General features: G+C 65.7%; 40 protein-coding genes. 28 read left to right on the top strand and 12 right to left on the bottom strand.

Annotation, left to right across the window (positions count from 1 at the left end):
* Positions 1-272: 272 nt before the first annotated feature.
* Positions 273-503: a hypothetical protein gene (locus tag A5658_RS10375; RefSeq protein WP_067333693.1), complete on the bottom strand. Its 231-nt coding sequence runs from the start codon at positions 501-503 to the stop codon at positions 273-275.
* A gap of 180 nt (positions 504-683) precedes the next feature.
* Here A5658_RS10375 and A5658_RS28020 point away from each other — a divergent pair, with 180 nt between their 5' ends.
* Together A5658_RS28020 and A5658_RS10370 are read left to right on the top strand one after the other, a co-directional pair.
* A complete protein-coding gene (locus A5658_RS28020; RefSeq protein ID WP_156751362.1) occupies positions 684-833 on the top strand; it encodes a hypothetical protein in 150 nt (49 codons plus the stop codon).
* Between the two features lie 399 nt (positions 834-1,232).
* Positions 1,233-1,439 (top strand): hypothetical protein, encoded by a 207-nt coding sequence (locus A5658_RS10370; protein WP_067333691.1) that lies wholly within the window; start codon positions 1,233-1,235, stop codon positions 1,437-1,439.
* A gap of 19 nt (positions 1,440-1,458) precedes the next feature.
* Here A5658_RS10370 and ligD read toward each other — a convergent pair whose 3' ends face one another.
* The 3 genes from ligD to A5658_RS10355 all read right to left on the bottom strand — a co-directional run bounded on the left by ligD (position 1,459) and on the right by A5658_RS10355 (position 3,810).
* Positions 1,459-2,421 (bottom strand): non-homologous end-joining DNA ligase, encoded by a 963-nt coding sequence (gene ligD, locus A5658_RS10365; RefSeq protein ID WP_156751361.1) that lies wholly within the window; start codon positions 2,419-2,421, stop codon positions 1,459-1,461.
* 61 nt (positions 2,422-2,482) lie between these two features.
* Positions 2,483-2,854 (bottom strand): hypothetical protein, encoded by a 372-nt coding sequence (locus tag A5658_RS10360; protein WP_067333689.1) that lies wholly within the window; start codon positions 2,852-2,854, stop codon positions 2,483-2,485.
* 41 nt (positions 2,855-2,895) lie between these two features.
* A complete protein-coding gene (locus tag A5658_RS10355; protein ID WP_067333687.1) occupies positions 2,896-3,810 on the bottom strand; it encodes an alpha/beta fold hydrolase in 915 nt (304 codons plus the stop codon).
* 209 nt (positions 3,811-4,019) lie between these two features.
* Between A5658_RS10355 and A5658_RS10350 the strand changes: the two genes are divergently transcribed.
* Positions 4,020-4,694 (top strand): hypothetical protein, encoded by a 675-nt coding sequence (locus tag A5658_RS10350; protein WP_231997269.1) that lies wholly within the window; start codon positions 4,020-4,022, stop codon positions 4,692-4,694.
* Here the strand turns inward: A5658_RS10350 and A5658_RS10345 are convergent.
* On the bottom strand, positions 4,691-4,993 hold the full coding sequence (locus A5658_RS10345) for a hypothetical protein (protein ID WP_156751360.1): 303 nt from the start codon (positions 4,991-4,993) through the stop codon (positions 4,691-4,693). The genes A5658_RS10350 and A5658_RS10345 overlap by 4 nt on opposite strands.
* A 259-nt stretch (positions 4,994-5,252) precedes the next feature.
* Between A5658_RS10345 and A5658_RS10340 the strand changes: the two genes are divergently transcribed.
* The 3 genes from A5658_RS10340 to A5658_RS10330 all read left to right on the top strand — a co-directional run bounded on the left by A5658_RS10340 (position 5,253) and on the right by A5658_RS10330 (position 7,393).
* Positions 5,253-5,495 carry a hypothetical protein gene (locus A5658_RS10340; protein WP_067333679.1) on the top strand — a complete coding sequence of 81 codons (243 nt, stop codon included), beginning with the start codon at positions 5,253-5,255 and terminating at the stop codon, positions 5,493-5,495.
* Between the two features lie 129 nt (positions 5,496-5,624).
* The gene (locus A5658_RS10335; RefSeq protein ID WP_067333678.1) at positions 5,625-6,647 is read left to right on the top strand and encodes a hypothetical protein; all 1,023 of its coding nucleotides are present in this window, start codon (positions 5,625-5,627) and stop codon (positions 6,645-6,647) included.
* A 173-nt stretch (positions 6,648-6,820) separates the two neighbouring features.
* Positions 6,821-7,393 carry a hypothetical protein gene (locus A5658_RS10330; RefSeq protein WP_067333675.1) on the top strand — a complete coding sequence of 191 codons (573 nt, stop codon included), beginning with the start codon at positions 6,821-6,823 and terminating at the stop codon, positions 7,391-7,393.
* 23 nt (positions 7,394-7,416) lie between these two features.
* On the opposite strand, the gene A5658_RS28735 is transcribed toward A5658_RS10330, so the two are convergent.
* The gene (locus A5658_RS28735; protein ID WP_231997274.1) at positions 7,417-7,821 is read right to left on the bottom strand and encodes a hypothetical protein; all 405 of its coding nucleotides are present in this window, start codon (positions 7,819-7,821) and stop codon (positions 7,417-7,419) included.
* Between A5658_RS28735 and A5658_RS28730 the strand changes: the two genes are divergently transcribed.
* The 6 genes from A5658_RS28730 to A5658_RS28725 all read left to right on the top strand — a co-directional run bounded on the left by A5658_RS28730 (position 7,702) and on the right by A5658_RS28725 (position 10,822).
* The gene (locus A5658_RS28730) at positions 7,702-8,088 is read left to right on the top strand and encodes an HNH endonuclease family protein (RefSeq protein WP_231997272.1); all 387 of its coding nucleotides are present in this window, start codon (positions 7,702-7,704) and stop codon (positions 8,086-8,088) included. The two genes, A5658_RS28735 and A5658_RS28730, sit on opposite strands and share 120 nt — an antisense overlap.
* Positions 8,085-9,839 carry a type IV secretory system conjugative DNA transfer family protein gene (locus tag A5658_RS10320; protein WP_156751359.1) on the top strand — a complete coding sequence of 585 codons (1,755 nt, stop codon included), beginning with the start codon at positions 8,085-8,087 and terminating at the stop codon, positions 9,837-9,839. The genes A5658_RS28730 and A5658_RS10320 overlap by 4 nt, the downstream gene beginning before the upstream one ends.
* Complete coding sequence (locus A5658_RS10315; RefSeq protein WP_067333669.1) at positions 9,832-10,053, top strand: hypothetical protein; 222 nt, start codon at positions 9,832-9,834, stop codon at positions 10,051-10,053. The genes A5658_RS10320 and A5658_RS10315 overlap by 8 nt, the downstream gene beginning before the upstream one ends.
* Positions 10,054-10,139: 86 nt before the next feature.
* Positions 10,140-10,436: a hypothetical protein gene (locus tag A5658_RS10310; protein WP_067333667.1), complete on the top strand. Its 297-nt coding sequence runs from the start codon at positions 10,140-10,142 to the stop codon at positions 10,434-10,436.
* Positions 10,437-10,512: 76 nt separating this feature from the next.
* A complete protein-coding gene (locus tag A5658_RS28015) occupies positions 10,513-10,671 on the top strand; it encodes a hypothetical protein (protein WP_156751358.1) in 159 nt (52 codons plus the stop codon).
* A 1-nt stretch (position 10,672) separates the two neighbouring features.
* Positions 10,673-10,822 carry a hypothetical protein gene (locus A5658_RS28725; protein ID WP_156751357.1) on the top strand — a complete coding sequence of 50 codons (150 nt, stop codon included), beginning with the start codon at positions 10,673-10,675 and terminating at the stop codon, positions 10,820-10,822.
* A gap of 13 nt (positions 10,823-10,835) precedes the next feature.
* Here the strand turns inward: A5658_RS28725 and A5658_RS10305 are convergent, their stop codons facing one another.
* The 4 genes from A5658_RS10305 to A5658_RS10290 all read right to left on the bottom strand — a co-directional run bounded on the left by A5658_RS10305 (position 10,836) and on the right by A5658_RS10290 (position 12,614).
* Positions 10,836-11,198 carry a hypothetical protein gene (locus A5658_RS10305; RefSeq protein ID WP_067333665.1) on the bottom strand — a complete coding sequence of 121 codons (363 nt, stop codon included), beginning with the start codon at positions 11,196-11,198 and terminating at the stop codon, positions 10,836-10,838.
* A gap of 50 nt (positions 11,199-11,248) precedes the next feature.
* Complete coding sequence (locus A5658_RS10300; RefSeq protein ID WP_067333663.1) at positions 11,249-11,491, bottom strand: hypothetical protein; 243 nt, start codon at positions 11,489-11,491, stop codon at positions 11,249-11,251.
* 40 nt (positions 11,492-11,531) lie between these two features.
* Positions 11,532-11,894, bottom strand: coding sequence for a hypothetical protein (locus tag A5658_RS10295; RefSeq protein WP_067333661.1), 363 nt, complete (start codon positions 11,892-11,894; stop codon positions 11,532-11,534).
* A 168-nt stretch (positions 11,895-12,062) separates the two neighbouring features.
* A complete protein-coding gene (locus A5658_RS10290) occupies positions 12,063-12,614 on the bottom strand; it encodes a hypothetical protein (RefSeq protein ID WP_067333658.1) in 552 nt (183 codons plus the stop codon).
* Between the two features lie 155 nt (positions 12,615-12,769).
* Between A5658_RS10290 and A5658_RS28005 the strand changes: the two genes are divergently transcribed.
* The 10 genes from A5658_RS28005 to A5658_RS10240 all read left to right on the top strand — a co-directional run bounded on the left by A5658_RS28005 (position 12,770) and on the right by A5658_RS10240 (position 16,710).
* Positions 12,770-12,928: a hypothetical protein gene (locus A5658_RS28005; protein ID WP_156751356.1), complete on the top strand. Its 159-nt coding sequence runs from the start codon at positions 12,770-12,772 to the stop codon at positions 12,926-12,928.
* 188 nt (positions 12,929-13,116) lie between these two features.
* Positions 13,117-13,350: a hypothetical protein gene (locus A5658_RS10285; RefSeq protein ID WP_067333655.1), complete on the top strand. Its 234-nt coding sequence runs from the start codon at positions 13,117-13,119 to the stop codon at positions 13,348-13,350.
* A gap of 193 nt (positions 13,351-13,543) precedes the next feature.
* Entirely contained in the window at positions 13,544-13,837 is a 294-nt protein-coding gene (locus A5658_RS10275; protein WP_067333651.1) for a hypothetical protein, read from the top strand.
* Positions 13,834-14,100 carry a hypothetical protein gene (locus tag A5658_RS10270; RefSeq protein ID WP_067333649.1) on the top strand — a complete coding sequence of 89 codons (267 nt, stop codon included), beginning with the start codon at positions 13,834-13,836 and terminating at the stop codon, positions 14,098-14,100. Before A5658_RS10275 ends, A5658_RS10270 begins: the two co-directional genes overlap by 4 nt.
* Before the next feature lie 37 nt (positions 14,101-14,137).
* A complete protein-coding gene (locus A5658_RS10265; protein ID WP_067333647.1) occupies positions 14,138-14,464 on the top strand; it encodes a hypothetical protein in 327 nt (108 codons plus the stop codon).
* Between the two features lie 28 nt (positions 14,465-14,492).
* Positions 14,493-14,873, top strand: a complete 381-nt coding sequence (locus tag A5658_RS10260; RefSeq protein ID WP_067333645.1) for a hypothetical protein — start codon at positions 14,493-14,495, stop codon at positions 14,871-14,873.
* 75 nt (positions 14,874-14,948) lie between these two features.
* On the top strand, positions 14,949-15,362 hold the full coding sequence (locus A5658_RS10255) for a hypothetical protein (protein WP_067333643.1): 414 nt from the start codon (positions 14,949-14,951) through the stop codon (positions 15,360-15,362).
* 15 nt (positions 15,363-15,377) lie between these two features.
* Positions 15,378-16,124 (top strand): Rv3717 family N-acetylmuramoyl-L-alanine amidase, encoded by a 747-nt coding sequence (locus tag A5658_RS10250; RefSeq protein ID WP_067333641.1) that lies wholly within the window; start codon positions 15,378-15,380, stop codon positions 16,122-16,124.
* A gap of 125 nt (positions 16,125-16,249) precedes the next feature.
* The gene (locus A5658_RS10245) at positions 16,250-16,462 is read left to right on the top strand and encodes a hypothetical protein (protein WP_067333639.1); all 213 of its coding nucleotides are present in this window, start codon (positions 16,250-16,252) and stop codon (positions 16,460-16,462) included.
* Positions 16,444-16,710 carry a hypothetical protein gene (locus tag A5658_RS10240; RefSeq protein WP_067333637.1) on the top strand — a complete coding sequence of 89 codons (267 nt, stop codon included), beginning with the start codon at positions 16,444-16,446 and terminating at the stop codon, positions 16,708-16,710. The genes A5658_RS10245 and A5658_RS10240 overlap by 19 nt, the downstream gene beginning before the upstream one ends.
* Before the next feature lie 13 nt (positions 16,711-16,723).
* Here the strand turns inward: A5658_RS10240 and A5658_RS10235 are convergent, their stop codons facing one another.
* A complete protein-coding gene (locus A5658_RS10235; RefSeq protein ID WP_067333634.1) occupies positions 16,724-16,981 on the bottom strand; it encodes a hypothetical protein in 258 nt (85 codons plus the stop codon).
* Between the two features lie 84 nt (positions 16,982-17,065).
* Here A5658_RS10235 and A5658_RS28000 point away from each other — a divergent pair, with 84 nt between their 5' ends.
* The gene (locus tag A5658_RS28000) at positions 17,066-17,236 is read left to right on the top strand and encodes a hypothetical protein (RefSeq protein ID WP_156751355.1); all 171 of its coding nucleotides are present in this window, start codon (positions 17,066-17,068) and stop codon (positions 17,234-17,236) included.
* A 33-nt stretch (positions 17,237-17,269) separates the two neighbouring features.
* Positions 17,270-18,037 (top strand): DUF6884 domain-containing protein, encoded by a 768-nt coding sequence (locus A5658_RS10230; RefSeq protein ID WP_067333632.1) that lies wholly within the window; start codon positions 17,270-17,272, stop codon positions 18,035-18,037.
* Here A5658_RS10230 and A5658_RS29080 read toward each other — a convergent pair.
* Entirely contained in the window at positions 18,034-18,165 is a 132-nt protein-coding gene (locus tag A5658_RS29080; protein ID WP_255361324.1) for a hypothetical protein, read from the bottom strand. The two genes, A5658_RS10230 and A5658_RS29080, sit on opposite strands and share 4 nt — an antisense overlap.
* A 73-nt stretch (positions 18,166-18,238) precedes the next feature.
* Between A5658_RS29080 and A5658_RS28720 the strand changes: the two genes are divergently transcribed.
* From A5658_RS28720 to A5658_RS10210, 4 genes are all read left to right on the top strand, one after another.
* On the top strand, positions 18,239-18,919 hold the full coding sequence (locus A5658_RS28720; protein ID WP_067333629.1) for a hypothetical protein: 681 nt from the start codon (positions 18,239-18,241) through the stop codon (positions 18,917-18,919).
* A 176-nt stretch (positions 18,920-19,095) separates the two neighbouring features.
* Positions 19,096-19,335, top strand: coding sequence for a hypothetical protein (locus A5658_RS10220; RefSeq protein ID WP_067333627.1), 240 nt, complete (start codon positions 19,096-19,098; stop codon positions 19,333-19,335).
* On the top strand, positions 19,332-19,679 hold the full coding sequence (locus tag A5658_RS10215; RefSeq protein ID WP_067333625.1) for a hypothetical protein: 348 nt from the start codon (positions 19,332-19,334) through the stop codon (positions 19,677-19,679). The genes A5658_RS10220 and A5658_RS10215 overlap by 4 nt, the downstream gene beginning before the upstream one ends.
* A 1-nt stretch (position 19,680) precedes the next feature.
* Positions 19,681-20,430 carry a hypothetical protein gene (locus A5658_RS10210; protein WP_067333623.1) on the top strand — a complete coding sequence of 250 codons (750 nt, stop codon included), beginning with the start codon at positions 19,681-19,683 and terminating at the stop codon, positions 20,428-20,430.
* Positions 20,431-20,433 lie beyond the last annotated feature (3 nt).

The raw sequence follows: 20,433 nt of genomic DNA, 5'->3' as shown, positions 1-20,433 counted from the left end.
AGATCGCTCCACGTGCGTGACGAGGCGGTCGATCTCGATACGCTAACAGCGGTCGTACCGCCGGCCGACGCTGGCCGGGCGGACACGTGCAGCTGCGGGACTCGGCGCACTCTCCTACGGCACTACCTCGTGACGCCGTGCGCGGGCCGCGCGCTAGCCAAGCTGAAGGCCGCGCATCCAGACGAATACGACCGCTATCTAACCGAGCTGCGGGCGGAGGCGATCACAGCGGCTGAGGCGGCCTGGACTCGTCATTGCGCCGGCGATCACAGCTAGAGGAATGACCAATTAACCGTCATCGCGCAGGCCAGGAGCTGCGGACCACCTACCGGGTTCAGGGCGTCGACGACGTTGACGAGTTCCGCGCGCTGTGCGCCCTCCTTGGTCGCCGCCCTCATCAGTTGGTCGCCGAGCTCGTGACCGCCCAATTGACTCAGATGTTCGCCGACGATCCGAGCCTTGCTGACGATGTCGCCCAGTTGGTCGCGGTCACGCGAAACCATCAGCGCGACCGTGAAATCCGCGACCTCAATGCCACGTGGGAAGCCAGCCGAGCATGAGACGCCACGACCACTTGGATACCGATCCGATGCGCGGCAATGGTGTCGTGGACCCCGACAAAGCCATACGGCGCCGGGGCTGCACGGCCCGGGAAACATGAGAATGGTTGGCAGACAGTGTTTATGGACTTTGACGACATCGACCTCAGCGATCCCGCGGCTGTGTATGTGCAAATCACTGAGCGGCGCGCGGTGATCGACCGCCTCGAGGGGGAGGCCGCCGCTCTGGAGCATGCGTACGGTGCGGCCACGGCGCGGCGGCGCGGCGAATGACCGTCGATTGTCGCGACCGCGCCGGCGGCCAGCTCGGCCCGGTGTGTGTTGTGCCGGGCTGCCCTCACAGCGCGCCGCAGGGGAAACCATGCGCCTGCTGCGCCGAGGCATTCGGACCCATGCTGCGCGAAACCACCCGAACTGCAGTCGATGTCGCGGCGGACCCGTCGCCCTTGTCCGCCGCAGCGGAGGCTCTCGCGGCGATCTGTATGCCCCGCAAACCGGTAGAAGCGACGACCGGTGAGAGGCGCCAAAGTCAACTCTGTTGGCTTTGCCAAAGTCGCCGTACCTGCACTAAGCAAGTGAACGGCTGGGAATGTGACGAAAATCTGAAAGTATTGTGATGACAGTGGATTCGTGCTCGCGGCTGTCAGGCACCGATAAGATCGGGAGAATCAAATGAAGCAGGAATCCTGTGCCTTCACCCACCCCGAATACGGGCCGTGCGTGTTCGGCAAGGGCCACCGTTTGAACTATCACGCAGTTGACATCTCCGACGAACCCGAGGACCACGGGACCTACATCCTGCGGCGCGCTCGGTTCAAGCATTTCGATCTAGCCGGCCGCGAAGTTGAACTCGACGAGCACGGGCAGATCGCCCGCTGATCGCCGGTACGAGCTCGATTCACACTGTTTCTGGGACTGAGACGTCGCGGCTGTCGACGTCGCCGCGGAGTCCCTTAAACGATGGGTGGCGCAGCGTGCGTCGGAATTCGCGGTACTCGACGTCTCCGACTAACTCTGGTTTGACCCAGCGTGCATTCGCCGCGGCGTCGGCGGCGAGCCCGATGAACGGAGAGGTTCTGCGCTGCATTGGTTCTAAGGCGTGCAGTAAGTGGCGTCGTTGCGCGGTGTTGAGGCCGGCGCTGACGGATCCGCAGAACTGTAGTTGACCCTCGTTGGTGTAGGCGCCGAGCAGGAGTGCTCCGACGGTGTGGCGGTTGGGGCCGCTGCCGGGTAGCCAGCCGCCGATGATGAATTCGCTGCGCTTGCGCAGAGGTGTCTTGATCCAATCCGGCGATCGCGCACCGGGTGTGTAGATCGACGTGAGGCGTTTGGTCACGATGCCTTCGAGGCCGTGTTCCGCGACCGCGGCGAGCACGGCCGCGGGGTCGGCTCCGGGCCAGCTGCCGGGAACTTGGATAATGGGGCCGGCGTTGCCAGCGAGGTCGCATAGTCGTGCCCGGCGGGCCTCGTAGGGCTCGGTGGTGACATCGACGTTGTTGACACGCAGAATGTCAAAGACCCAGAACTGCACGGGAATTCGGAGCAGCAGTGCGGCGCCGGGCCGACGGTTTTGCGGCCAGCGTTGCTGCAGTCGGCCGAAGTTGGGAATGCCGTGATCGTCGGTCGCGACGATTTCGCCGTCCAGGATGAGGTTGCGCCCGGGCAGTGTTGGTAGGGCCGCTGCTATTTCGGGGAAGGTGCGGGTGATCTCAGCGCCGTTGCGGCTCAATAAGGTCGCTCCGCGGTCGTCGAATACGGCGATCCCGCGTTGACCGTCGTATTTGGCTTCGACCGCGAAGTCGGCGAACCTTGCCGGCGGCTGTCCCAGGGTGGCCAGCATCGGCAGCGGGTAAGAATTCATGACCACCGCCGAGTGTAATCCGGGCGTGGTGGCCGCGGGCGGGGATCAGGTCGCGGCAGGCTCAGATCAGGGCACTGAAAAAGAGATACCCGGTTGCGGGGCCGGGGTTGTCGATGGGTGCTGCGAAGGTGCAGCGGTCAGAGATCGCGAAGCCTGACGGTGAGTGATTAGTCGTGGATCCAACTTCGTCGAGGAAACCACCGGCGGCCCAACATTTCTTCCCGTCGAGAACGATCTGAGTCACCGGCCCCGCCAGTAGCATGCTCACGTAGCATTCGCCGTTGGTCGCCTTGACGAGCAGGGGGTGCGATGCGCTGGCGTCACCGCGGATTGAGGCCCAGCAGGATCGCATTTCATCCTCGAGCACGACGACGCGCAGCGCGTCGTCAAGTGGTGGCGGTGAACCCTGTTGCGTCGCTACGGGTGTGGCCATGGTGTTCTCCTCTAAAGTGCTGCCGATGCTCGGGTGTGGTCTCAGGCGGTTGCCAACTGGGGGAGGCTGCCGCGGGCCCGCGTGATGAGACGCAGGATCGCTTCACTGATCAGATGTGGCCGCTCGAGCTCGAGCATGTGCCCGGCGCGCGGGACGCGGACAAGCTCGGCGTTGGGCAGCTGGGCGGCCAGGTCGAGGGAATGCTGCAGCGGGGTCACGGGGTCGGCTTCGCCGCATGCAACCAGCGCCGGCAGGTGGGCGAATTTAGCGATGGCGCTCATCTGGTTGTGGTGGCGGAACTCCGCGAGTAGCGCTGCGACGGTGAGGATGGGTGTTTCGCTGACCATCTGGCAGCAAACCTGATTGGCGCGAATTACGGGTGAGGCGGCGACGGGAATGCCGAGCGCCGGTGCGACGGCCCGGCGCACAGCGGCCCAGGTATGGCTGGTGATCCATGGGGCGTGTCGCGCCGCGTAGTGCAGCAGTGGAACAGCTGGGGTGTTGAGGGCGCGGCCGATGCCGCACCTGGCGAGTTGGCCTGCGGCAGTGGAGATCAGGCCGACGCCGGCGATGGCCGCAAGTGACTCGGGGTGTTGTGCGGCGAAGGTCATGATCGCCATTCCCCCCATGGAATGGCCAACGAGGACGACCCGCCGGCTTCTGGCGACGGCGGTGATCACAGAGTTCAAGTCGTCTCCGAGCTGGGCAAGGGTGTAGGTGCCCGGGTCGGCAGGGGTGTGGGACTGGCCGTGGCCGCGTTGGTCGTAGAACACCAGTCTGGCGGTGTCACCCAGCTCACCGCTGAGGTGATGGCACTGTGGCAGCCAGGCATCCATGGTGAGGCAGAAGCCGTGGGAGAAAATCACCGTTACGTCTGCATCCAGCGGGCCCACCTGACGGACCGCGAGTTGCGTTCCGTCCGATGCTGCAATCAGCTCGGTGTGAAATTTGTCCACGTCTACCCCCCGGAAGACTGGTCTGCTGCATGCGGGGGATGCTCCCACCGGCCGGGGGCGCGTTAGCTGATGCGGCCGCGTGTCGAGCGACTATTTCGGCGCGGCCCCAGGAGCGGTGAAGTTTCGTCTCGCCAAGAACGCAGATGCCGCGATCCGTCGCCGCATACCGGTATGGTTCGCTGTTCGACCAAGAACAGGGGAGAGAATTGTTGAGCGGGATTCGGGCTGGCGACGCCGCCGACGAAGGCCTGCGCCGGCACACCCTGAGCACGCGCGAGCAGTGGCGAACTGCGATCGCCACGCAGTTGGCGGCCGGGCACGCGCGGCCGTGGGGGGACCTCCCTGATCGCGTGCGCGCTGAGTATCTCGCGGATGCTGATGCGCTGATTGATCAAGGTATGACACCGTTTTGGGCTGACCACGACCCGGGCCCGGCGCCGTCACCGGCGTTGGAAGCTGAGGTGTTTGAGTTCGACCGCTCCATGGAATGGTTCATGTCGTTCCTGGATGCCCGGCACCCGCAGTGGCGACAGACCCGCGTCTACCCGTCCTCACATATCGAAGAGGCCGATCCCGTCGAATGGGACGCCTGGGTGACGATCGCGGTGTCGGTGTCTGAGGAGGCGCGCCGGCTGTGGGCGCAGCGCTACGCCGAACAGACTGGTGAACCCGAAGCCGCTGATCGGGCGCCGCTGACACCGCCGCCGGCGTCAGCCCCGGCAGCCGCCCGCAATGTTGCGCGGATACGGTTCGCGACTGCGGTCGGCGCCGTACTCGCGCACCGGCATCAGCGGCGCTGGCTGGAACTTCCGATCGATGTCAAAGCTGCGTACCTCGCCGACGCGGAATCGCTGATCGGCGCCGAGCTGCTCTTCGTCGGCTAACCGGACGTGCGGCGTCCCCGCGGCCGTCGGCCGGCGCTGACGCGCTGGAACACGTCCTCTATCGATGTTGGCGCGTAGCGGTCTTTTGCGGTTTCAGCGAGCCGGTTCTTGGTGCTGTTCGCGGCCTGGGGAGTGATGAAGGCGTAGCGGGCGATCAGGCTTGGCCCGATACCGAGTTTGAGGGCCTGGCGGAACAGCGAGAGGTACAGACGGTAGGCCTCTCTGCGTAGCGTGGCCGCCTGGCTCAAAGCTTCGAGAAGCGGCAGATGCTCGTCGTCGGGATACATCATGCGAGCCATAAAACCGAGTTTAAGTGAGCCGTTAACGCTTGCCTTGGCGCGCCACGACACATCTCCATCGTCGCTCTGCGACTCGCTGCAACCCGCCGGGGTGCCACGGCGGGTAAGACGGCATTGCAGCGGAGCGCGGCTGAAGTGCAACCCTGCAGCGAAGACGACCAACGTGCCCCGGGGGGGCCGCGATCCAAAGAGGACAAAAACACGGCCGCGACACGCAGCGCAGCGCAGATCGTCACCGGCCGTCATTAAACTGCGCCGTATGACTGCATTCAGTCCCGAGGCGCCGAAGCCGTCGCAGCCACCGCCCGAGCCGACGTCCTCAGGTCCCGGGCCGACGCTGTCACCGCCGGTGGTCTCGGGGCCGATTGCCGCATCGAGCCTGGGTGGCATTCCCTTCATCGCAATCAACGGGCCGGTGCACCACTTCAGCGGGAAGCGGTTGGCTCAGCTGGTGGTCACTGCGCTCGACCAAGTCGGCGTCACCATCGACATCCCCGAATAACGAAACGCCCAGGCCTGCTGAGTAATTCAGCAGCCGACACACCGCAAGACCGCGGAACCCCGTCCATCGCGATTTACGCTGGACAATGCGCAAGTGTGTGCTGTCGTGCGCGATGAAAGGGGAAGATCAATGGCCGCTCTGGAACCAATCGACTTACCGGAAACAGCGCTCATCATCGGTGACAACTTCCCGACCCACGACGAGACGGCCTACGCGCGCGAGGCCGAGAGTCAGCGCGGTTCTGCCTTGAGCGCCGGCGAGGCCGGGGGCACCGCACTGGCGGCCGCCAAGTACACCGATCCGCAGTTTCGGGGACTGGCCGGCTCGGCGCTGGGTGAGGCGCTGTCCGGCCATCATCGGACGTTGTTGGCCGACGAGGGTCGCCACCGCAACGTCGCCGCCTGGATGGATCTCGGTGCCGAGAACATCGCGCAGACCAAAAAGGCGATGAACGGCATCGTCGCCGACTATCACGCGACGTACGAAAACCTCACTCGCGCAGCGCAGGACGAGACCTGGCCGCAGACCCGGCTTCGGCAAGAGAAAGACCGCGCGGTCGCTGAGGCCCAGGCCCGGGTGGCGGCTGCACGAGCGGCCTTCGACGACCGGCACCGTATGGTGAGCGCCGCCGTGGTCAGCGGTGATGACCCTCAATCCGCCGGCGGTGACACCAGTACAGGTAAAGGCAAGCAGTCCCCTCCCGCGAGTGAGCTCGATGCGCGAAAGTGGAAGCCAGGCGACAAACGCCACATGCCCGTCATCGCCGGGCCCAGCGGTCTCGGACCCGCTAATCCGTGGGGAGAACCGGGATGGCTCGAAATTGGTTCGCAGTCAGGTAATTTCGTACGCAAGGACGAACTACCGCACGTCAAAGTCCTCGCGCCTGGGGCGCTCGGCCCGGCCACGGTATCTGATGAGCACGGCAACCTCGACCCCTACATCGAACTCGGGCCCAACACCGGTGTGTGGGCCCCGCAGTCAGACTTTCCTGGCGCCAAGTTCTACGCACCGGGCACCAGCGACAAACCGCCGTTCGGCTGGGACGAATTCCTGCCCGGATCGGGCATCTACCTGTGGCACGGCGACCTGGTGCGCGAGCCGAACTCTCCGCATTCCGCTGACCCGGGAACCTATCCGCAATCAGCGCGCTAGCTGCGGGTGCTGCCGTCGCGTAGCGAGTAACCAGCTCGTGTGGGCGTCTTGCTTTCCGGAGCTGCGCGGGTGGTAAAAATTATGCGCCGCAACACGTCTCGATCCCGGGGAATGTCGGTGCGCCCGCACACAATGGGCCGTGTGAAGGACTCGGCGACCAAGGGGCAGCGTTCATGACCGTGGTGTTTCTCGACTGTGAAACCACCGGCATTCACCGGGGCTATCGGGCGTGGGAGATCGCGATGATCCGGCGCGACCGTGACGGCGCTGAGCAGTCGATCACTATTTTCGTTGACCAAGAAGACCTCGATCTGGACAATGCCGACCCGCAAGCTTTGGCGATCGGGGGCTTCGAGGCTCGCCACCCCGGGTTCGGATGGAGTCTCGACGTCGGGCAGGTGCACATCCGTGAAGCCGGCGCCGCGCAGCTGGTGCAGGACTGGACGGCGGGCGCGAAGGTGTTCGGCGTCAACCCCAGCTACGACACCATCTGCCTGGACGCCATGCTGGCGCGCCACGGTCTTCCCTCGACGTGGTTCTATGTGCCGCAGGATATTTCGGGACTCGCGTACGGGTTCATGTGCGGGCGCGGGATCACAGCGCCGCGGAGTTCAGAGCCGTTGTCGATCGCCTGCGGTGTCGAACCGCCCAGTCCCCAGGAACGGCACACGGCCATGGGTGACGCGCTGTGGGTTCGCCGTTGGTACGACAAGCTGCCCGTGGATGGACAGGTCTGCGCCGCATGACCAGGCGCCATCGTAGCCGCCGATCACTCGGTGCTGTCGCTGTGGCGGTGAGCGTCGCCGCGGGCGGGGCGTTGCTTCATCACCACGCCGCCGCTGACCCCGCTGCCGCCGCTCCTGCCGCCAGCGTGCAGCAGTTCAGTGAGCTGATCGCGAAAGTCACTGTGGTTAAGGATATTACCGCTGTCGCTGGGTACCAGCGCGGCTGCAAGAAAGGTGAAGCCTGCAGCTTCGGGCTTGCCTGGAATGATCCCGAGTCGCACACGGGGTGCGACACCCGCTTCAGGGTTTTGGCCGCCCAGCTGCACGACGTGTCGTTCAAGCCAGGAACCCACAACTGCAAAGTTGCTGGCGGATGGGTCGTCGATCCCTACACCGGCCAGCGAATCACGTTGCAACAGACTCAGATTGACCACGTATACCCACTGCATCGCGCATATAGCGCCGGCGCAGCCCAGTGGCCGCTAGCGCGCCGGCAACAATTCGCCAACGACCCTCGCAACTTGCTCGCGGTCTCTGCTCACGCCAACGAATCGAAGGGCGATGCCGGCCCAGGGAAATGGCTTCCCCCCAACCCCGGTGAACGCTGCCCCTACGTGGTGGGCTACCTGTCGGTCGCCGTCGCCTACGAGCTGCCGATCAGCGCGTCGGACAAAGCCGCCTCGATCGGTGTGTGCGGGTCGAGAGGTCGACCGTGACTGAGCCGATCCCGCCGAGGCCGCGTCACGCGGAGTCCTACTGGCTGGCACCCAGCGGCAGCCTCACCGGGGGCTGCCTGCTGATCGGCGGCATCGGCCTGGTGCTGTTCATGGCCGGCCGACTCGGCCACCCGCACCGACTGGAACTCGCGTCGCTGCTGTGGCTACCGGCCATCGTCGCCACGTCGGTGGGATTGGGGTGGGTGTTCCAGCGACCCGGCCAGCCGGCACGCCCTCAGCCCTCACCGGCCGCGGCCCCAGAGCTAGCGGTGACCGACGGCGCGCTGGCGCCGCAGATCGTGCTCGGCGGCGGCGACATCGACCGAATCCGGCAACTGCTGACGGGCAAGTTCCCCTTTGAGCTGATCGAGACCGCCGTCAACTACGACGACGCGACCGGCCGACTCATGTCCTACGGTCTGCACGCGACGCTGCCGGGCTATCTGGCCGATCGCCGCAACGCCACGATGGTCGCGACCAAGCTGCAGGGCGCCGTCGCCGGCGACTGGCTCGTCGACGTCGACTCGGCGCGCGATCAGGTCACCGTCACACGTAAGAAGCCGTTCCCGCCATGGGTGGCACCGCCGCACCCGGAGCCGATCGTGGCAAGTGTCGAGGAAGCGGTGCAGCGCTACGAAAAATTCGCCATTGGTATCGGTGTCGACGAGCTCGGCGAGCGCCTGGACTACCCGCTCAAGACCTATCACCACTGGCTCATCATCGGTGGAACCGGCTCCGGGAAAAGTGTTTTCGTGCGTGGCATCATCGAACAGCTGCGCGCCGCGGGCATCCCAATCCTGGCCGGAGACGGCAAGGGCACCGACTACACAAGCCTCAACGGTGAGGCGCAGATGGTGATGATCTCCTCGGGCCCCGCCGAGCATCCCCGGCTGGTGCACGCCGCGGTTGAAGAACTCTCGCGACGCCGTCAGACCGCGCAGGAGCGCAAGGCCGCCGGCCATCCCGATCCGATGGCGTTCCCGGCGTGGGTGGTCATCCTCGACGAGTTCGCGACCATGCGTAACGAGGTCGCCGGCCTCTATGAAGACCAGCCGTCCAAAGACAACCCGTTCGTCGACGACCTGCGGATGCTGTTCAAGGTCGGCCGCGAATTCCGGATGCACATGATGCTGTCCACCCAGGACCTCTACGCCCGGACCATTCCCCGCGACATCTTGGGCCAGTGCAAGCTCGTCATCACCCTGGGCCCGCCCAGCGAGATGACACTGCGGCAGGCGTTCACCCAGGAGATGGAGCCTAAGGCTCGCCAAGTCGGTGAACTCATCAGCCCCAAATCCCAAGGCCGAGGTCTGGTCGCGGTCCCCGAGACCGCCAGCGTCAAAGAATTTCAGTCCTACTGGAGTTACACACCCGGCACCGACATCGACGGCCCCAAGGTGCCCGAAGGCATCCGCGAAACCTGGCGGGCATTCCGCGACTCCGTGTCGACGAAGATTCCGAAACTGTTCAGCCGCCAATGGTTTCAGGTGGAAGACGCCGAATTCGCGAAGCTGTCCATGGCTGACCTTTTCGCACTGGAGATGGTGAATCTCGATCTCGAGAGCGGGCCTCCCGACCCGGAGATGTACCAGTTCGACAAGAGCCGCGACGACTACAACGGGCACCTGCTCGGGCGGGCACGCGCCGGCGCGTTACGCGAGCTGAAGTACGGGCCCGCCGCGACCGTTGTCGACGCGACGCCCGATGGCGACGGGGTCGTGTCCGCAGATTCGGAGCAACTTAATGGGTGAGCTGAAGTGCGGAATGTGCGGTGCCACCGGCGATCACAGGCACTACGCCATCGTCGTTTACGAGGGCGGGCAGGAGCTCGGCCGGCTGGCCCCAGACGGGACCACGACCACCGACAAGATCCGCTCAGCGGTGCTGACGAAGTCACGCGCTGCCGGGATCGCCGAGGAGATCAATGCCAGCGCGGCGCTTGCAGCGCAGGTGGTGCCGTTCTAAACGGCCAAAACGGGGGGAGTCGCGCAGCGGTGTGGGAGCGCCGCGCAGCGACACAACAACACAACCAGCAAGGGGGATCTACCAGCATGGAAATTGATTACGGCCTGGCGTTCGACTTCATCGACGATGACGGTGACGGGCGCCCCTACCAACTACGATTCCGCAAAGTGCGCCACGACGGCGACATCGGTCAGCTGATCGCAGTGATCGCCTCGAAGGGCCGCCCCGACAACGGCACCACCATGGCGATCAGCCGGGCCAACGTGTCTTTCGAGGAAACCGAAAGCGCTCTCAAGGACTGGGACCACTGGGCCATGATCAGCCCATACACTGTGTCGCTGAGCATGATTCGTGCTCGCATCAACGAATTCGGCCTGGCCTAAGTGCTCCGGGCTGCGAAGCCTCGTTGCATTTCACCGGGCCAGCAGACCGCAGGTAAGGCTCAAGGAAACGGCTCTGATGCGAAGCAACAATCCGACCGTAGACGAGTTAGTCGCCGAAGGAGTCAACCGCGAGGTTGCGGTGCTGATTCGGCCGTTCCTCAATCGGTGGTCCAGCGAGGTCGGTGACCTGTCGCGAGCTATCCGAGAGGCGCTCGCTGATCAACGTGCGCAGTGACGTGAGCGGCCATGAGGACGGCATGCCCGATGAGATCTATCGGGTGGCCGGTGACTGCCGAAACGGGTGTGGGCAGACCCTGGAAATCATCGAGCACGGCGCAGTCGAGTGTTGTGTGTGTGGTGCGACGCGGCAAGCCGTCATCGCCTGATGTGCAGGGTGGTTCAGTTGTCGGCGGACCAGAATGAGGTCACGCCTTCGGCGTGGCCGAGTCGGTAGTCTTCGGCGTCGGCTCCGGCGAACTGAGCCGGCACCTCGCAGCTGAAGGTGGTCTGCGGGGTGGCGCCTTCGTAGGCCTCGCCGTAGTTCGCGTCGCGCAGGCCCGCGGTCCGGCCGCTCTGATATGCCTCGGCGATCGACCAGACTGACTGGTCGCGAGCGCCTCCGCGGGTATCGCTGTCGGTGTAGACCAGTTCGGCCTGGATGCGGCTTGCCCGCAGGCGCTCGGCGGTGTCGGCGCCGGCCAGCGGCTCGACTCCAATGTGGCTCAACGATTGTGCGGCGTCGCGGACGGCGTAAATCCTCATCAAGTGCGGCCTTTCGGAGTGAAGGTGTGGGCGGTTGTCGCTGTGGGCGCTCAGCCGCAGAGGTCGGCGCCGACGGTCAGGTGCGTCATTCCGGACGCTTCGCACGACGCGAGCGCCGCGGTGACGGCGTACACCGATGGCTGCACGTTGCGTTGCGCGGTGATGGAGCGGCCGTCGCGGGTGCGGCCGAACACCGCCAGCGGCCATGTGCGCCCGACGCTGTCCGCCTGGCCGCTCTGGAAAATCAGTGCCTTGGTGGCCTCGGTGATCTGAGTGCTGATGTCGTAATCCATCACTGTGAACCTTTATTCGGAATGGGCACGGAGGCGGTGGCTAGCCGCAGTCGTATTCGGGGTGGCCGGTGTAGCGGACGGTGATGCAGCCCAGGGCGGGCATGCCGTAGTCGCCGAGGGGGCCGTAGGCCTGGTGCTCCTCGGGCGCGCCGCCGTCCCAGAACAGCGTGCCGGTCACATAGAGAATGCCGTCATCGTCATACATACGAAACTCGTTGCTGGAACGGTAGTTCCGGGCTAACTCGGCTTTGGCTGTCTCGGCTGATCGCAAGGCCTGTGCCGAGACGCGCGCATGGCTCGGCCCGGAGGTCCCGGCGATCGATTCGGGTTTGGCCGGGTTGTAAAACTCGCCGCCGGGCCCGTTGAGGTGGTCGACGTCGATGATCCATGCGTAGTCGCTCATGGCGTGTTCCCTTTCGTGTGCGCCGCGTCAGTGCGCTGGACAGTGGGGATTTTCGCGGTGGCAGCATCGTGATGTGATGCACCGCCAAAGCCCCCCGGGCTGGTGCGTAACCGTTGCAGCGCTGTCATTGTCGAGGCCGCGCCTCGTATGGATCGGGACTGACGCGTTTCAGGCGCTAGTTTCTTGCCGGCGCTCGGTGTCGTCGAGCAGGTCGCGCAGCGTTGTCGGTGTCGACTCGGGACCGTGCGGGATGGAGATGGTGTCCAACACGTTCCACAGTTGGTGGTCGTGGTCCTCGGGGTTGATGCCGGCGATGTCGGAGCGTTGCTGGTGGCAGGCGATCTCGGAAGCCAAGTGGCGCAATTGCTCCCGGTATCTGCGGGCGCTGCTCTTGTCGGCTGCGGCTTCCAGGGTTCGGCGTTCTGCGTTGATCTCGCTGAGTGCGGCCTGGGCGATGCGGGCGAAGTTTTGGGCGCGGTGGCGCCACTGCCGATACGTGGGGTTGTCGCTTCCGGGGTCTTGTCGACGGGCTGCCATGGCGGAGGCATTGCGCTGTACCGCTGCGACCAGTGTGGCGTGGGTGCGGGCAATGCTGTTGGGGGTCAACAACGCCGCCCAGACGTGGGCGTCTCGGTTGCGTGGGGAGATGTTGGCCAGGACGAGTTGCTCGAAGCCGTCGTCGTCGAGTTGAGCGGCGACCCTCGCCTTGTTGATCGCCACCTCATTGCCCTTCCATGGTCTTGGTTGTCGACCGTAGGTGCCGCCCGGAATTATCTGCGGCCCGACACGAGCGCGGCGTCCTGTTCTTGGCCGCCGGCAGCCAAGATCAGAGGTGTGGCGGTGGGCCCGTCGCGCGCAGATGCGAAGGAGTAGAGATGGATTCGGGCGAGCAGCCGGTGCAGAAGCCGACGGTGGAGCTGGATCTTGGCGCCGGCACGGTGGCTACCTGGTTTCTCACCAATGGTGTGGCCGCCGATCGGGTAGACGCAATGTTGACCGAGCTCCTCGGACCGCCGGACAGCCTGCGGTGCTGACCGCGGACATCCCGTGCCGACGAATGCAGCCGCCGCGGCCAACTCAATCTAAAACGAGACGTCGACAGTAGGTTTCGTGCTTTCTGTGGCAGCGGCAAAGAAAGAAGCGCGACACGTCGCGGCGTCCGAAACGGCCTTGCGGGTGCGTGCCAGCATCTGAGTCGTCATCGTCGGGGGAGGGGGTCGCAATGGCGGCAGCAGCGACTCGGGTCATCAGCTCGCAGGAGTATCAGCAGCTGGTGGGCCACGACTATGCCGGCCCGGCCAGCTCGCTGGAACGAGGCACCGTCGAAGCGTTCGCTCGGGGACATTCGGACTGGGATGGCAAGCACTGGATGATGCACGCCGCCGACAACGGCGGCACCACGCTAAGCCCGGTGAACGTCACCGCCGGCGGCGCGCTGGAGCAGCGAGGTCGCTGATGTGCATTGTCCCCAACTGCACCACGGCCGGTCCCGAACCCACACTGCCGTGCGACGAATGTCGCGGTCTGTTTGGAGATTTCATGCAGCCCAGTAGTTTTCCACCGATCAGCTTGGAGCAGGCCCAGGCCAACGAAGCTGCGGTGCGCGAGGTGCTGCGGGCCCGGCGCGACTTCGTCGAATTGGATGAGCGATGAGCTTCACTGGCGACGTGCACACACAGATCGGTGGCTGGCACATCAGCGCCCGCCGTGCGTTTTTCGACGAGGCCGGTCACGCATACGCGTTCTGCACCGAGTTGGCCTCGGGCCGTAAGGAATGGCTTGAGGCGATCGGCTCCGGCGCTGCGCTGCGTGTACCGCATCTCGCCGACACCGACCTTCCGCAAGACGTCACGAACGCTGCGCTAGGGCTGCTGGCCAGTATCACCGGCGCCACCCCGCGGGTCGCCGAGATCGCAGCTGGCGCCGATCGGATCGCCGGATGAGCAGCGACGATAGCGTCACCGAAGAACAAGCGAACCGCGTGGCCACCGCGATCGCCGAACAGTTCGGTGCCGGCATCGGAACTGACCGACCGCAGGTGTATCCGGGCTCGCACGAAGGAAGCGCTGCGCCGTTCGTCGTGTCCTGGGAACAGGGCCCGTTTCAATGGCCCTACCAGCAGGAGGCGCTCTTCGCCATCGGCCAGCAGATCAATGTGTACCTCGAAGCGGTCAATCACTTTGCGCTGGGGGTCTATCCGCAGTGAGTCGTCTCCGTAACGAATATGCAAGGGGGGCAACGTAATGGCCAACCCGAACTCCGCCGCAGGTCCGGCGCCCGCGCGTTTCGAGTTCTTCCGCAACACCAACGTCGCCTACCAGGTGGCCTACACGCGCGGCGAAGTCATCGACTTCCTCGCCGAGGCCGGCGTCGCGGCCAGGGCGGCCCTGACGGACCTGCCCGACGAAGAGCTGCTTCAGACGGCGGCGCGGGCGGCCAACGACCACTCCAACGCCTACGACGTGAGCACCACCCTCGCCAACGACAGCGACGACTCGCGGGAGGTCGCCGACGCAGGCCAGTGGCAGGCCAACCTGCTGGCAGACAACGAAGTCACTGCACACCGATGACCGCCGACACCGGCAACAGGAGCCACCGATGAAGGTCACCGTGATCCCGACCATGTATCGCGACGCGCCAACCTACAAGACAGACGGCGAGATTCACCTGCGAGGGGAGATCAGCGCGCGGCAGATCGAGCAGCTGCGCGGCGCACTGAGCGACGGGAAGCGCTACGTGCCGGCGCAACTGGGCCTTGACCATTACGGGTCCTGGGCCAGCTCGAATTTCCCCAGCGATGACGACGTCGGGTGGCAGGAACTGCTTCTCGACGAGCTGTCGGTCGAGGATCGGGACCCCGATTTCCGCCCGCTCTTTTCCTCACCGACCACTGAAATCGCCGGCTCAGCTGAGGAATTCGTCGCCAAGGTGCTCGCGGCCGCCGAGGCGGGCTGGGATCCGAGCCTGCATGTCGACTGAGGTGCAATCTATCGCGCGGGGACGACGGTGCCGACCCGTCGACGCGCTGTCCGGCAGACATCAAAGGAGTAAGCCATGTTGATTCCCGTTCAGGTCACCGCCGAGCTGTTCAGCGTCCGCGAGCGCACCAGCGTGCGGCTCATCGCCGCCGTCGTATCCCTGAACAGTGAACTTCGCGAGCACTTCTCACGCGGTGCGGAAGTGGTGGGCATCCCTGCAGCCGGGGCGGACAACCTGACCAAGGTTGAGGAGCGCCCGGGTGCATCCGGTGCGACGGTCGTCGTCGCAACCGTGGTGTTCGCGCTGAGAAACTCCACCTCCCAGGACGTGGTTAACACGTTCAGCAGTAACCAATTTCCCCACACTGTCATCAGCGTGGCGTCCGAAGACCAACTGGAACGCTTGCGGGGCTTGAGCGCCTTCGCCGGGGTTGCATCGCTCGCACACGACAGCGCACCCGCGCGAATCAGCGACATCGCTCAGGACTGAACGGAGGTTCGGCCGATGAGCGCAACGAGAACGGGCGCCGCGGTCGCGGCGCTGTGTGCAGCGGCTGGCATCGTCGCGGCTAGCCACGCGGGGATAGCTGTCGCGCAGTCCGACGTCGCCGGCCGGGTCGTCTTCCTCGATCCCGGGCACAACGGCGCCAACGACTCGACGATCACTCGCCAGGTCCCTACCGGCCGGGGCGGAACCAAGGACTGCCAGACCTCCGGGACCTCGAGCGCGGACGGATACCCCGAACACTCCTTCACCTGGGACACCACCCTGCGGGTCCGCGCGGGCCTAACCGACCTCGGCGTGCGTTCCGCCCTCTCGTGCGGCGACGATTCGACGGTCGGCCCGTGTGTCGATGCCCGGGCGGCCCAGGCCAACGACCTGCACCCCGACGCGATCGTCAGCATTCACGCCGACGGCGGACCCCCTGAGGGCCACGGGTTCCACGTCAATTACTCCGACCCGCCACTGAACGATGCACAGCAAGGACCTGCGCTGCTGCTGGCCAAACAGATGCGCGACGAACTTGTCGCAGCCGGCCTCACCCCGGCCAGCTATATCGGCACGCATGGCCTCTACGGCCGCGCCGACCTCGCCGGACTGAATCTGGCGCAGTACCCGGCGGTCCTCGTCGAGTTGGGAAACATGCGCAACAAAGGTGACGCCGGCGACATGGAATCGCCGGCGGGGCGGCAACGCTACGCCCAGGCCGTCATCAACGGCATCGTCGCCTACCTACGGGCCACCGGCTAGATCGCGATCTCGGCTACCTGGCGCGGCCAGGAAGAAAGTCGGTCCGAAAACGCGTCGGACCACGTCGCTGCGACGGGTCCCCGACAAGCTGAGCGGACACCGGAAAGCGTTGGGGAGAAAGCGATATGGACACGATCGAAGCGGAGGTGACCGATCAGTGGATCGGCGAGGTGCGGGCAGAGTTCCCGGAGCTGACGCTGACGGTCACTGCCGGGCAGACGCCACTAAGCGGTCGTGGCCGCAACTATCACCGCCGCATCAGTGCCTCAATCCCCGGTATCAAGCTACTGCAGGACCGGCTCACCATGGCCGGTCTGACATGGACACCAGCGTCGTGATGGCGCCGGTCAGCGAGCTGGTCACAACGCTGGTGGCCCAATACTGCCCGAACAGTAACTCTGCGGCAGAGATTGCCGCGGCCGCCGCCGCCTCCCACATCGCTGTACGCAACATTCGGGCGTGCCGCCGGCGGATGCTGCGGCCTATTCGTCTGCTAGGCAGAGTGATTCGCGGACTCGCGGTCTACGCCGTGGTCATCGCGGCCGGCTGGATCGCACTCACCGCGGGCCTGCCGCACCTGCCGTAACCGTCCCCACAGATCAGCCCTTGCGCGATCTCTTCCGTTGCGGCGCCGCCGGTTTTGTGGGGGTGAGGTCGGTGCGTGCCCCCCGGCCGGGGCGCTGCTTATTCCAGTTGTCGACGGTCTCAGGAAACCAGCCGAAGTAGCGGACTTTGTCGCCGTCGGTCAGTACAGCGTCAGGCTGGGGGAGTCGGCCCTCAACACGGTAGCGGCGCAAAGTCCCCGGCTCCACCTTGACGCGTGCGGCGAATCCGCGCAGCGACAGCAGCTCGATCATCGCGCAACTTTACAACACCTAACGTTACAGCTAGTGTGCTGTAAAGTGATCTTGAAAGCGGAACAAGAGGAGGTGCGACCAGAAATGGATGTGTACGTAATCGTCGACAGCGTCGAACACCCGGCGTTCCGCAGGCCGGGCCGCGTCACCGTGGCTGTCGACGACGCCGAACTTGGTCCTATTCGGACCGTGACGGTGCTCGACCGAGACTCCGGACTGACCTCCACCGCCCGCAACGACGACATCGTCAACTGACGCTCACGAGACACGAAAGGCAGGAGCGACATCGTGGCCGCACCATTGAGCAGCGCACCCCGCGCAGGCGCCCGCCGCCATGCCTACAGCGAAATCGTGGTCGCCGCAGCTGAATACGGATGGACCCCGATCGCGCACAAGATCCACAAGAATGTCTGGGCGCGCGGCGTACAGCGCCTCATCGTCGGCTTCAGCCCCACCGGCCGCGCCGTCGACACTGGCATTTTCGCCCCACTTGGCATGGGGACCGGCTATATCGACGACCCCACCCCCGTGCTCACCGGCCGCTCCGGTACCGATCAACTCGACGAGATCCTCAGTTGGCTCGCATCGCCGCCGCGGTGGGAGCCGTTGCCGTCGACCTTGCTGCTGATCCCGTGTGGTGCGCGCAAGCAGCCCACCGGCGCGCCGGCGGCCGAGCTCTACACCAGCGACCACTTCCGGCTGGCCTTGCGCGCAGCCCACGCCCGGGCAGTCGACGTCGACGCCCGCGTCATGATCCTGTCGGCGAAGTACGGGCTGGTCGGTCTGCGGCGCGTGCTGGCGCCCTACGACGTCACGTTCGACAAGGACGACGAGGCGGTCGAGGCCGAGTTCGTCGCCCGGCAGCTGGCGGTGCAGCACGTCACCACTGTCGAAGCACTCCTGCCGAGCCGCTACCTGACAGTCCTGCGCCAGGCCGCGCAAATCCTGCAACAGCGCGGCATCGACATCGACATCGTCGACTGGTATGCCGGCACTGCCGGCATCGGTTACCAGCGCTCGGTGCTGTCCTCGCTACTCACCACCAACGCCGCCTAGGCGCCACGCCACTCGACCTGAATTCGGTCTTTGACGCTCTGGCAGAACGTGTCCTGGGTCGTCGAGTGCGACAGCGACTGCGGCGTGCTGACAACCGCGACCTGAACGATGTCACCGCTATCTGCCACGACTGCACGTCGGCTCTGGCACAGTAGGGGCACGCCAACGCCCGGCCCACGCTCAGAACAGGAGTGTCAGTCCTTGTCCGACGCCGTCGTCCCGGACCTCTTCAACGGTCAACCCGCACCGTCGCGCGACGAATACGTTCTGGCGCAGGGGTTTCGGCGCAAACCGAGCTACTGCACGAGCATGCTGCCCGACCGGCGGATGTGGCCGGCCGAACTTGATGCTGCGTCGGACTACAGCGGCGACACAGTGTTCATCGACCGCAACCTGGTGTTCGCGGTCGCGCAACGCGTGATCACCGAGCTCGATGATCCGTGGGCGGCGCCCCAGTTGCATGCCGCCCTCGCATTCTGGGGCGCCCCGCCGGGGCAGTCCACCACCCGCGCCGTCAAGCCACTGGCATCTGAGCACGCCTCGGAGCGGCTGACCGCGGCGATCAAGCTGGTGCGCGGCGAAGGCGCGCGCAGCGCTTTCAGGGCGCTGGGCCGGCGTCAGCGGCTGTGGGTCCCAGGGCTGGGGCCCTCGTACTTCACCAAGCTGCTGTATTTCGCCGGGTACGGGGCGAAACCCTATATGCCGCAACCGTTGATCATGGACGACAACGTGATCGACGGACTGACCGCCACAACAGGACGACCGTGGCAGGCGACGGCCGATGACTATCTCGCCTACCTCGACCTCGCCCAGGACTGGGCTGTGGAGCTGAAGACTGAGCCCGACGTCATCGAGCGCCGCCTGTTCGCTCTCGGCTCGTGACGTCGCGCGGCCAACAAGCCGCGCCCCGCTTAGAACAAGACGCCGACGGCACCAGCACCAATACCTGTTAAAGCGAAAGATGTTGCAGGGCACTGGCGCAACGCCGCGGCGCGACATTAGCGAGCACTTACGGCGAGTCGGATAGCTGTGGCCGTGGCCGGGCTTATCGTGCCGGTATGCCGAGCCGCACAGTCCCTTTCCAAGCCGGTGATTACCGCAGCGCTGAAGAAGCCTGGCGAGACGCCGCGAACCGGCTCGCGAACTTCGGCGACGCCGCCAAAATCATCGCTAAAAACGGCGTCATCGAACTGCTGACCCAGCAAGACGGCGTCATCACCTGCAACCAGGTCGCCGTCATCGCGCGCACCGTTGCCAACGCGCTGCAGGGCGAAACCTACGGCGAGTCACTGTCATGACCGCTCAGCAGCCCGTGCTCCGCAGCGCCGTCAACTACTGGCACACCGGCTATAGCGAGCCCTGTGCGCGCGGCCCCGCCACCGCCAGCGACGCGCTGTGCCTTGAGCATGGGCTCCTCGTGGCCGCCGCCGGCACGAACGGCTGGCCCGCCGACCTCAACGAGCTCGGCGATCGCCGTCTGCGCGCCTACACCGCCACGAACTGGTTCGACGTGATCCAGGTGTTGAACTGGCACCCGATATCGGAAGCCTCGTCGCCGCGCCGCGGTGTCGAGTACACCGTCGTGGTGGCCAACGGTGAGCGGACCTTCACGGTCACCACCGACACCGTCGCCATCATCTGACATGGCCGCGCCCCACCCAGCGTCGTCGGCGCTCGTCGAGTTCGGCGCCGTGGGCCTGGGGGATCCGGCCGCGGCGGCGTGGCTGGCCGCGGGTCGGCCCGTCGTCGACGTCGCCGCCGAGACTAAGGGCCGTTGCGGTCGATGCGGAAGCACCGCGTTGACCGTTCCCAGTTCCCAGATCGTGTCGGAGAAATTCGCCAGCTTCGACGGATGGCCGTACGGGCTCGACCGGCTGTGCCTGGCGTGCGCGTGGGCCTACCACCGTGCCCCCAATGCTCAACCGGCGCTGCACATCACCGCCAGCACCCTCACCGAGCACACCGATTCCGCCGAGCTACGCGACGTGCTGTGCGCCGGCGCACTACCGGCCGGTCACGCGGTCATCGTTCCCGCCACCCGCCGCCAGCACATCCTGCCCTCAGCGCAGTGGGGACATCTGGCCACCGACGGATTCCAAGTCCGCTGGGACGCCGCCGCCGCGCAGCGCCTCACCGAGCTCGCCTGGATACGCGGCCTGCTGGCGGTCACGAAGCCGGGCGCCGGCACCTGGACCCCGCTGGGCGCGCCCACACCCCCAACCTGGCTCCTGCGCGCCCAGCCCGCGCAGCAATGGCCCCGGCTGCTGGAGTGCTGGCAGCAGCTGCAGCAGCTGCGATCGCTGCCGCTGATCTGGGCGGCAGCGCGCCGGTTAACTAATCCCCCCGCAACAGCCGCCGGTCCACGAGAAACCGCGACCGCGCCCATACTCTGACCG

Origin of the sequence: Mycobacterium sp. 1245111.1 (assembly GCF_001673405.1) — a bacterium.
In the GTDB taxonomy this organism is placed as follows: Bacteria; Actinomycetota; Actinomycetes; order Mycobacteriales; family Mycobacteriaceae; genus Mycobacterium.
Note: the sequence above shows the minus strand (reverse complement) of the source record. Positions and strands in the feature narration are given on the sequence as shown.

Coding starts and splice junctions, on each gene's coding strand:
- A5658_RS10330 (WP_067333675.1), top strand. CDS start 6,821: ATGACCGTGGTGTTTCTCGACTGTGAAACCACCGGCATTCACCGGGGC.
- A5658_RS10370 (WP_067333691.1), top strand. CDS start 1,233: ATGAAGCAGGAATCCTGTGCCTTCACCCACCCCGAATACGGGCCGTGC.
- A5658_RS28735 (WP_231997274.1), bottom strand. CDS start 7,821: ATGCAGTGGGTATACGTGGTCAATCTGAGTCTGTTGCAACGTGATTCG.
- A5658_RS10265 (WP_067333647.1), top strand. CDS start 14,138: ATGGCCAACCCGAACTCCGCCGCAGGTCCGGCGCCCGCGCGTTTCGAG.
- A5658_RS10240 (WP_067333637.1), top strand. CDS start 16,444: ATGGACACCAGCGTCGTGATGGCGCCGGTCAGCGAGCTGGTCACAACG.
- A5658_RS10360 (WP_067333689.1), bottom strand. CDS start 2,854: ATGGCCACACCCGTAGCGACGCAACAGGGTTCACCGCCACCACTTGAC.
- ligD (WP_156751361.1), bottom strand. CDS start 2,421: ATGAATTCTTACCCGCTGCCGATGCTGGCCACCCTGGGACAGCCGCCG.
- A5658_RS10220 (WP_067333627.1), top strand. CDS start 19,096: ATGCCGAGCCGCACAGTCCCTTTCCAAGCCGGTGATTACCGCAGCGCT.
- A5658_RS10260 (WP_067333645.1), top strand. CDS start 14,493: ATGAAGGTCACCGTGATCCCGACCATGTATCGCGACGCGCCAACCTAC.
- A5658_RS10255 (WP_067333643.1), top strand. CDS start 14,949: ATGTTGATTCCCGTTCAGGTCACCGCCGAGCTGTTCAGCGTCCGCGAG.
- A5658_RS10245 (WP_067333639.1), top strand. CDS start 16,250: ATGGACACGATCGAAGCGGAGGTGACCGATCAGTGGATCGGCGAGGTG.
- A5658_RS10340 (WP_067333679.1), top strand. CDS start 5,253: ATGACTGCATTCAGTCCCGAGGCGCCGAAGCCGTCGCAGCCACCGCCC.
- A5658_RS10295 (WP_067333661.1), bottom strand. CDS start 11,894: ATGAGCGACTACGCATGGATCATCGACGTCGACCACCTCAACGGGCCC.
- A5658_RS10215 (WP_067333625.1), top strand. CDS start 19,332: ATGACCGCTCAGCAGCCCGTGCTCCGCAGCGCCGTCAACTACTGGCAC.
- A5658_RS10335 (WP_067333678.1), top strand. CDS start 5,625: ATGGCCGCTCTGGAACCAATCGACTTACCGGAAACAGCGCTCATCATC.
- A5658_RS10210 (WP_067333623.1), top strand. CDS start 19,681: ATGGCCGCGCCCCACCCAGCGTCGTCGGCGCTCGTCGAGTTCGGCGCC.
- A5658_RS10285 (WP_067333655.1), top strand. CDS start 13,117: ATGGCGGCAGCAGCGACTCGGGTCATCAGCTCGCAGGAGTATCAGCAG.
- A5658_RS10375 (WP_067333693.1), bottom strand. CDS start 503: ATGGTTTCGCGTGACCGCGACCAACTGGGCGACATCGTCAGCAAGGCT.
- A5658_RS10300 (WP_067333663.1), bottom strand. CDS start 11,491: ATGGATTACGACATCAGCACTCAGATCACCGAGGCCACCAAGGCACTG.
- A5658_RS28015 (WP_156751358.1), top strand. CDS start 10,513: ATGCGAAGCAACAATCCGACCGTAGACGAGTTAGTCGCCGAAGGAGTC.
- A5658_RS10275 (WP_067333651.1), top strand. CDS start 13,544: ATGAGCTTCACTGGCGACGTGCACACACAGATCGGTGGCTGGCACATC.
- A5658_RS10305 (WP_067333665.1), bottom strand. CDS start 11,198: ATGAGGATTTACGCCGTCCGCGACGCCGCACAATCGTTGAGCCACATT.
- A5658_RS10270 (WP_067333649.1), top strand. CDS start 13,834: ATGAGCAGCGACGATAGCGTCACCGAAGAACAAGCGAACCGCGTGGCC.
- A5658_RS28005 (WP_156751356.1), top strand. CDS start 12,770: ATGGATTCGGGCGAGCAGCCGGTGCAGAAGCCGACGGTGGAGCTGGAT.
- A5658_RS10310 (WP_067333667.1), top strand. CDS start 10,140: ATGGAAATTGATTACGGCCTGGCGTTCGACTTCATCGACGATGACGGT.
- A5658_RS28020 (WP_156751362.1), top strand. CDS start 684: ATGGACTTTGACGACATCGACCTCAGCGATCCCGCGGCTGTGTATGTG.
- A5658_RS10315 (WP_067333669.1), top strand. CDS start 9,832: ATGGGTGAGCTGAAGTGCGGAATGTGCGGTGCCACCGGCGATCACAGG.
- A5658_RS10345 (WP_156751360.1), bottom strand. CDS start 4,993: ATGGCTCGCATGATGTATCCCGACGACGAGCATCTGCCGCTTCTCGAA.
- A5658_RS28000 (WP_156751355.1), top strand. CDS start 17,066: ATGGATGTGTACGTAATCGTCGACAGCGTCGAACACCCGGCGTTCCGC.
- A5658_RS10235 (WP_067333634.1), bottom strand. CDS start 16,981: ATGATCGAGCTGCTGTCGCTGCGCGGATTCGCCGCACGCGTCAAGGTG.
- A5658_RS10250 (WP_067333641.1), top strand. CDS start 15,378: ATGAGCGCAACGAGAACGGGCGCCGCGGTCGCGGCGCTGTGTGCAGCG.